Annotated in this window: 8 protein-coding genes; 2 read left to right on the forward strand and 6 right to left on the reverse strand. The window is 44.1% G+C overall.

Going from position 1 to position 7,509, the window contains the following annotated elements; translation table 11 throughout:
• Window positions 1–29 precede the first annotated feature (29 nt).
• The 4 genes from OSCI_RS17225 to cobU form a co-directional block, all read right to left on the reverse strand.
• On the reverse strand, window positions 30–521 hold the full coding sequence (locus OSCI_RS17225) for a helix-turn-helix domain-containing protein (protein WP_007356332.1): 492 nt from the start codon (window positions 519–521) through the stop codon (window positions 30–32).
• 116 nt (window positions 522–637) lie between these two features.
• Window positions 638–2,704: an ABC1 kinase family protein gene (locus OSCI_RS17230; protein ID WP_007356333.1), complete on the reverse strand. Its 2,067-nt coding sequence runs from the start codon at window positions 2,702–2,704 to the stop codon at window positions 638–640.
• Between the two features lie 321 nt (window positions 2,705–3,025).
• Window positions 3,026–3,454 carry a hypothetical protein gene (locus OSCI_RS17235; protein WP_007356335.1) on the reverse strand — a complete coding sequence of 143 codons (429 nt, stop codon included), beginning with the start codon at window positions 3,452–3,454 and terminating at the stop codon, window positions 3,026–3,028.
• A 316-nt stretch (window positions 3,455–3,770) separates the two neighbouring features.
• Entirely contained in the window at window positions 3,771–4,337 is a 567-nt protein-coding gene (gene cobU / locus OSCI_RS17240; protein ID WP_007356336.1) for a bifunctional adenosylcobinamide kinase/adenosylcobinamide-phosphate guanylyltransferase, read from the reverse strand.
• A gap of 177 nt (window positions 4,338–4,514) precedes the next feature.
• Between cobU and speD the strand changes: the two genes are divergently transcribed.
• Window positions 4,515–4,937, forward strand: coding sequence for an adenosylmethionine decarboxylase (gene speD / locus OSCI_RS17245; protein ID WP_007356337.1), 423 nt, complete (start codon window positions 4,515–4,517; stop codon window positions 4,935–4,937).
• 113 nt (window positions 4,938–5,050) lie between these two features.
• Here the strand turns inward: speD and OSCI_RS17250 are convergent, their stop codons facing one another.
• Window positions 5,051–5,638 carry a hypothetical protein gene (locus OSCI_RS17250; protein WP_007356338.1) on the reverse strand — a complete coding sequence of 196 codons (588 nt, stop codon included), beginning with the start codon at window positions 5,636–5,638 and terminating at the stop codon, window positions 5,051–5,053.
• Window positions 5,639–5,883: 245 nt separating this feature from the next.
• Between OSCI_RS17250 and queF the strand changes: the two genes are divergently transcribed.
• On the forward strand, window positions 5,884–6,330 hold the full coding sequence (queF, locus tag OSCI_RS17255) for a preQ(1) synthase (RefSeq protein WP_026103755.1): 447 nt from the start codon (window positions 5,884–5,886) through the stop codon (window positions 6,328–6,330).
• 81 nt (window positions 6,331–6,411) lie between these two features.
• Here the strand turns inward: queF and OSCI_RS17260 are convergent, their stop codons facing one another.
• Window positions 6,412–7,428 (reverse strand): histone deacetylase family protein, encoded by a 1,017-nt coding sequence (locus OSCI_RS17260; RefSeq protein WP_007356341.1) that lies wholly within the window; start codon window positions 7,426–7,428, stop codon window positions 6,412–6,414.
• Window positions 7,429–7,509: the final 81 nt, after the last annotated feature.

Consider the following 7,509-nt stretch of genomic DNA (forward strand, 5'->3'; position numbering starts at 1 on the left):
CAAACCAAAAACTACTTTCAGCAATTTTTCTAGTCTTTTTTAAACTCCCTCTCTGCTAACTCGTCTTTTTTGTTACTCAAACATTTAGGTACTTTTAACTTAGCTTTCATCCGATAGTGCAGTTGCTTGTGTAAAGTTTGATATTTGACGGATACTTGATAGTTCTCTTCTACCCAGCTCACAATTTCTTTATAACTCTTAAACTCGCAGGTTTCCTCGCCGATCTTTGTCGATAGTCCTGCGATTACTTCTTGGGGAATTACTCGCGGTCTCCCTGTTGAATGGCGCAGTTTTAATAATTCTGACAAACCGCCATTACTATATTGTTTTAACCATCTTTGTACGGTAATTCTATGTACTCCTAAACGTTCAGCTACTTCTGTAATACTCTGGCTAGACCCAGATTTTAGTAAATAAAGTGCCTGAACTTTTTGTCTGTTAGTTATCGTTCGCTGTCGCTGTATAATTATTTTTAATTCAGTGACAGTTGCCTCAATTCTTTCTTGGTAGTTTACTTTCATACAGTCATCTTTAAACTCTGAGGCTATTGTAGTATACTTTTGGGGAACTGGAATTAGATGCGTAATAGCTTAGAAACCGCTTTCGTCGGTTAGGGGCTAGGGGCTAGCCCCTCCCTCTATTTAGCATCAGGCAAATATAGCTGCGGATCGGAATATGGCTTATGTCCATTCTCCTCAAAAACTGGCGTTTCCCCAGCCAGCAAAAACTCGCGAATTAGACGCGCGATCGCTCTTTGAGCTAAACGCCCCGCCACTTGCTGTCCCATTTGTTGTAATTGTGGTTTAACCAACAACTGCGGTATATATTCTAATGCCTTCATCCCATCAAAACCGGGAGTATCTTGCAGAATCCCCCAGATCCTTTTAATGTGTTCTAAACTCTGCTGTTCCCCAGGTGTGACCACAGGTGAATCCGCCTTTACACCGAACCATTCGCTGACTACAGCCTTAGCATTAGCAAAAGCAGTGCGAGAGAGTACATCTAAACTTTTAACTAATTCCTCGACAATGCGCTCGCGAATGAAATCTCCCCGCTCCGAAAACAAGAACTCTAGCGCCTGATTCAATACCTTACTAATATCGTAATCCTCGCTATCCCTAGCATTTTTGAGCAAATTTTCCAAGCGATTCCAGCGGAAACTCCCTTCTTTAAATAGCAAATCCCGCAGCGACGATCTTAACTCTGGAGCTGGATCGCTCAGTAACCGTTTTGCTACATAAGGATAAGCCTTACTTAGCACTTTAAAATTGGGATCGACATTAATTGCAATCCCTTCCAATGTTACTAACGATCGGATAATCAAAGCATAGTAAGCCGGCACTCGGAACGGATAATCATACATCAAAGCTGACAATTGATCCGTAATACTTTTGAAATTTAGTTCCGCAACGCTTGCACCCAAAGCATTATTAAATACATTCGCCAATGCGGGAATAATTGGCGTTAAGTCCGTCTCTGGCGTTAAAAATTCTAACTTCACATAGTCCCTGGCTAAACCTTCAAAATCGCGGTTTACTAAATGGACTATAGCTTCCAATAATCCATACCGCTGATAAGGTTTAACTTCACTCATCATCCCGAAATCCAAGTAAGCCAACTGACCATTAGGAGTTGCTAATAGATTCCCCGGATGCGGATCGGCATGAAAAAAGCCGTGTTCTAGCAGTTGTCTTAGAGAACACTGAACTCCCACTTCTATTAAGTATGGTGCATCAATTCCTTGGGCGCGGACAGCTTCTAAATCAGTAAGTTTAGTACCAGTAATCCACTCCATTGTCAAGACGCGGCGACCCGTTTGTTCCCAGTAAATTTTAGGGACGTAAATATCTTTGATATAGCCGTAAAGTTGAGCAAATCTTTCAGCGTTATGACCTTCGTGATTGTAGTCCATTTCTTCATATATTCGCTCCCCAAATTCATCCATAATTCCTACTAAGTCGCTGCGGATGAATTTGAAAGTTTTGTGCGCCCAAATCGCCAATGTTCGGAGAATATATATATCCAAACCAATGCCCTCAGCTAAATCAGGGCGTTGCACCTTTACGGCAACTATTTCGCCAGTTTTCAATTTACCTTTGTAAACTTGTCCGAGAGAAGCTGCTGCTATCGGATTAGGGCTGAGTTCTGCGTAAATTTCGTCTGGAGGAGCGCCTAATTCTTCTTCTATAAATTGATAAGCTAACTCGTTGGAAAAGGGCGGTAATTGGTCTTGTAATTTCGATAATTCCTCTAAATAAGTAGATGGTACTACGTCAGGTCGTGTTGAGAGTGCTTGTCCGATTTTGATGAAAGCTGGGCCAAGTTGGCTAAGAATTTCTCGCAGGCGAATTGCTCGTCGCTGCTCATTTTGAGTAACGCGACCGGTTTTTTTGTCTCGCCACAAACTGAAAGCAAAGCTGATAAATGTCCAGACAACGCTTGATAACCGCCCCCAGACTTCAAAGGGGCGCTGGCTATAGTATTCCGCGCTCGCACTTGGGTTGTAGCGAAGGGCCTCTTCTGCCTCGCCAGCCATATCTAGAGCTGATTTCAGACTTTCGGAGTTAGCTGGAATTGGCTCTAGTTCTATTTCTACTGGGCGCACGGAGGGCATTTCTACCACTGAACCATTGGCTAGTGGGGTATGAGTCCCTGAATCTGAATAAACCTGTGGCGAAGCAGGCGATACCGTCTTGACATCCATATAATCTGAGACTGATTAGGGCAGTGTTAATACATTGTAACAATCTGCCTGCCTTGCACCACAGCTTTAGGGCATAGAGCTTATGGGAGATGGGGGAGATGGGGAGGATGAGGGAGATGGGGGAGATGAGGGAGGATGGGGAATAGGGAGATGGGGAAGGATGAGGGAGATGGGGAAGATGAGGGAGATGAGGGAGATGGGGAGGATGGGGAAGATGAGGGAGATGAGGGAGATGGGGAATAGGGATGGGGAAGATGGGGAGGATGCAGCGGATTTAGCTACTTTATCTCCCTCGCTCCCCCGCTCCCCTGCTCCCCATCCCTATTCCCCACTGGCGGCCTTATTGAATAAGCGATTGCGAATATCCGAAAGCTGTGCTTGATTGCTAACTGGCGATCGCGGTTTGGGTATTTCATTATCCGGCCAACTTGGCAAATCAAAACAGGGACAACAATCCGGTGGCATTCCCTGATGGCGCAGAGGTATTGGCATTGCACAGCGAGCGCAAGGATCTATCTCCCAAGCGGGAGTCAGCAGTTCTGCGATCGTTTCCCTGGTTCCTTCCAAGTAGCAGTCCCCAGCTTCAGAGGAGATAATTTTTTGCCAGCAGTCTTCAAATTCTTTGCTGTAGCGATCGCCTGCAATCACTGATTTAGGCAGCAACGTTTCAGAGCCATTGTGAATTAAAACCTTTTTTCCTAACTGAAACCAGTACGCCAAATATTTTCTAACTTGATTTTGTGAGGCCATATTTTTTGATAATTAAATTGTTTAAATAGCTACCAGCTAAGTGAGTTTCCAACAATGAGTATGAGCTTCCCCAATTTTGACTTCTATCCATTAATCACATAAAATATTAATCGCATAAATTTCGATCAACTCCTTGCTACTGCCGATAGATTTTGGCTAGAGAACTCCTATAACTATTTGCAGATCAAGTTTTGTTCACCAGCTTAATTGTTGGGAAAATAAAAGTTAAATGCAATTTAAGGTTGTTATAGTTTACCATAATAGCTTCCTTCGCTGAAAATAGCGATCCCCAAACCTATAGTTATTATAAAGATTATCAACCATCAGATTGCCGATCTATACTTCCTGGTAGGGGTGAACCGAGGACGCTCAAATTCAAGACATGACCGCCAGCAACCAGATAAACCGGATTTGCGATCGCCCCTAACTCCCGAATAGCAGTACCAAGGCGATCGCGAAACAAGCGGCCCAGAGGATAAGCGGGTATCACACCCCAGCCAGTTTCCTCCGCCACAAAAATTACATCTCCCCTCGATTTCTGCAAACTGCTAAGTAAATCTTGCAGCGTTTGCCTCCACGCAGCATCATCTAATGCCAAAATATTAGCTAGCCAAGTTCCCAGGGAATCAATTAACAAACAACTCGACTCATTTGCCAACTCAATCGTACCCGCCAAATCTACAGGGACATCTACAGTATTCCAACTTGCAGGGCGGCGATTGCGGTGTAATTCAATTCGAGCCTGCCACTCCGTATCATTCGAGTCAAGCAGAGCCGTAGCCACATAAATAACAGATTTGTGCGATCGCACAGCCAAAGTTTCTGCCCATTCACTTTTACCCGATCGCGCTGGCCCCGTAACCAAAATTATCTGACGCTTCATAAAATCCTAGCTCACAGTGTATAAGTAATAAGGTAAATCCACCCCTTCTCCCCTAATTACCAATTACCAATTACCCATTACCCATTACCAATTTTCCAAAAGCTATTGACAATCTTTTGATACTTTGATAGTATTAAAAGGTTTGAGACTTTATAGGGTGGAGGTGAAACCCGCAGAATGAAACAATTGGGAACCCATCTGGTCGTTGACGCTTGGCAGTCTCCTGGAGACCTTCTCAACGATCCTGAACGTATCCGCCGCGCTTTACTCGATGCGATTGTAGCCGGAGAAGCAACGCTAATTGATATGTGCGTACACCAGTTTAGTCCTCACGGAGTGACTGCTACGGTGACATTAGCAGAGTCCCACATCGCCATCCATACTTGGCCTGAGTACGGTTATTTTGCCGCAGATTTATTCTTCTGTGGGCGTGGCAATCCTCAACGTGCCATGAAGGTTTTACAAACGGCTCTGGAAGCTAAAGAGGTAAGGCTCAGCGAGTTTAAGCGCGGTTTCGATCCAGGGGTGGGCATCCTAGATTCTGCTTCTTCAGAGCAGTATGCGCCTTGTCTCGTAGAGACGAGTGCCGCCAGAGGATGAAGAGCCAGGTAGCGTAAGTCTAAAAATTTTATGCTAGGTTTCGTTTGAAAATCCCACAGCTCTAGCTGTGGGATTCTTGTTTTTTGTTTTTAGGTTTTTGTTTTTGGGTTTGTCTATCGCTTCATTAACAGGGGACGCACAACCCAATAACCAGCACCGAAAGCAGCGATAACAATCAGAAAAATGGCGGCTGCTAACCATACGCCACTGATATCAGAGCCTTTTTTGGGCTGGCTGCGAAGGCGATAGGGGCGTTCGGGTACTTCTGTGTATAACTTTTCAGAAATGAGTGGGGGTGTTGATTCTGATTCTGGGAAGGGGAAAGGGAGTTCTAGGGAGGAGAGAGCGGGGGCTGGCTCTGGAATTGAATTGCTAATGTTGTGTATAGGTGCAGGGTTAGGACGAGGAGGCTCTGGGTTAAAATTGACTCTGACAGGAGGCATCTGAGGCATCCCTATCTGGCTGACTGCTTGAGCGGAGTTGACGGCTTGTTGTAGCTGAAGAGCTGCGTGAACTACTGTTTCTACTTCTCGTCGAAGTTGTTGATTTTGCTGTACTAATTGCTGGTTATGAGTTTTGAGGGATTCCAGCATTGCTTGAGCTGCTTGCAACTCGGCGGCGACTTCGCGGTAGAGAGAAATGGGGACTGATGGAGAGTAAGTATTAGGAGCAGCAGGGCCGGACAGGGTAATATTTTGCATAGTGTAGATGGGTATGGAGGGAGAATGTTTTTAGTTTAGCCTCTGAATGCTGTCAAGTAGAAAAATTTGAGGTAAAGTAGTCAAGTTATTTGGTAAAGATATTTTGCATGGAAGCGATGATTAGTGACTAAAACCAAGGGTGGTGATGACAACGATAGCGATCGTCATGATAGATATGCGTTGTTTTTAGGTAAGTCTTGTTTAAGTGAGTTTAATCAAAGTTGAGAAATTGGCGGTCAATGACTATGAATACTTCCCCAATACAGCAGAATTTGTCAAGGGAGTCAAGCACCCAGGAAATGAAATATGGCGAGCGCGAGATTTTGGAGGGGGAGTTAATTACGTTCCCGAATCCGCGAGTGGGTCGGCGCTACGATATTAATATTACTTTGCCAGAGTTTACTTGCAAGTGTCCGTTTTCTGGCTATCCAGATTTTGCGACTATCTATGTTAGTTATGTACCCAATGAGCGGGTGGTGGAGTTGAAGGCGTTGAAGTTGTATATTAACAGTTACCGCGATCGCTACATTTCTCACGAGGAGTCTATCAATCAGATATTAGATGATTTTGTGGCGGCTTGTGAACCTTTGGAGGTGACAGTTAAGGGGGATTTCTTGCCGAGAGGGAATGTGCACACTGTGATTGAGGTGCGGCATCAGTTAGGGACTAGGGAAGAAGGGGCTAGGGGCTAGGGACTAGGGAAAGAAGGGAAAGAAGGTTCAGGGGGCGACAATCGCCCCCAAACCATTACAGTAATGATTTTAAGCAGAATCTTAAATATATGTTGCTAAAGTCTTGACATGAGCGGTTGCTGCTGAAACTGTTACTGGCAGGTTATAGCCACCTCCATGAGAAGAGAGTACTGGGCACCCATATCTTTTGGCAAAATCCAAAGCAATTTCAGTTAGTTTACAGAAGTCATCATTTGTCCAGCCTGTTGTACGTTCTCCACAATCATCTTTATGCGAATCATAACCCGAAAAAATAGCGACTAGATTAGGTCGCCACGGCACATTTTCTAAAGCTTGCTGAAAAGCATCAATACTTTCATCTCCAGAATAGAACTTCCCAGTTATACCCTCCTCTTGCAAAACTTCAACTGGAAAAGATTGAGTCATAACAGGAATGTTACAGTGTCCAACCGCAACAGCCGCATCTGTAGTTCCCGCTTTCAAATCTGAGGCTTTAGCCATATAGAGATCCACTGCACTATGAATACTAATGCAATAGACACTCTCATCATTGCTAAAAATTTCCTGAGTTCCGTCACCATGATGAATATCCCAATCAATAATCAGAACCTTTTCAAAGCCTTGAAGCTGAGCATATCGAGTCGCAGCAGCAAGAGGATTGAGGAGACAATAGCCATGCCCCCAGTTACTGTGAGCATGATGTCCAACCATACTAAAACAGTAAGCACGTTCTACGAGCCCTTTTTTCATTTGGTCAATCGCTTCCAGCATTCCTCCTAAACCATACAAATAACCTGGTAAACAGTATTCTAAACCTTGACACTCAATGCTTAATTCTGGTAAGGATAAGCTAATTTTGTCCAAAGGTTTATCAAGAGCTTTCAGGGCAAGTTTTCGGAGATATTCATGGGTGTGAACTCTGAGATAATCAGAAATTGTAGCTTTTCTCAATGGTAATACTGGATAATCTTGAAGAGATTTTTGAAGACTATAACGAACTTGGTTGTAGTAAGGAAAAGAGTATTTGCTAAAAGAAATTTCTTGAAGAGGTTTAGAAGTACAAAATGCTTGGGAGTGAAGGGAAGTGACAAGCCGCATTATTATCATCCTATACGCGATATTATAGCAACCGCTTTCTGCGGTTAGGGGCTAGGGGCTAGGGAAAGAAGGGAAAGAAGG

It is taken from the genome of Kamptonema sp. PCC 6506 (assembly GCF_000180455.1).
Lineage (GTDB): Bacteria > Cyanobacteriota > Cyanobacteriia > Cyanobacteriales > Microcoleaceae > Kamptonema > Kamptonema formosum.

Bases quoted from the DNA above. Each gene is read 5' to 3' on its own strand.
- OSCI_RS17225 (WP_007356332.1), bottom strand. From the start codon at position 521: ATGAAAGTAAACTACCAAGAAAGAATTGAGGCAACTGTCACTGAATTA.
- OSCI_RS17230 (WP_007356333.1), bottom strand. From the start codon at position 2,704: ATGGATGTCAAGACGGTATCGCCTGCTTCGCCACAGGTTTATTCAGAT.
- OSCI_RS17235 (WP_007356335.1), bottom strand. From the start codon at position 3,454: ATGGCCTCACAAAATCAAGTTAGAAAATATTTGGCGTACTGGTTTCAG.
- cobU (WP_007356336.1), bottom strand. From the start codon at position 4,337: ATGAAGCGTCAGATAATTTTGGTTACGGGGCCAGCGCGATCGGGTAAA.
- speD (WP_007356337.1), top strand. From the start codon at position 4,515: ATGAAACAATTGGGAACCCATCTGGTCGTTGACGCTTGGCAGTCTCCT.
- OSCI_RS17250 (WP_007356338.1), bottom strand. From the start codon at position 5,638: ATGCAAAATATTACCCTGTCCGGCCCTGCTGCTCCTAATACTTACTCT.
- queF (WP_026103755.1), top strand. From the start codon at position 5,884: ATGAATACTTCCCCAATACAGCAGAATTTGTCAAGGGAGTCAAGCACC.
- OSCI_RS17260 (WP_007356341.1), bottom strand. From the start codon at position 7,428: ATGCGGCTTGTCACTTCCCTTCACTCCCAAGCATTTTGTACTTCTAAA.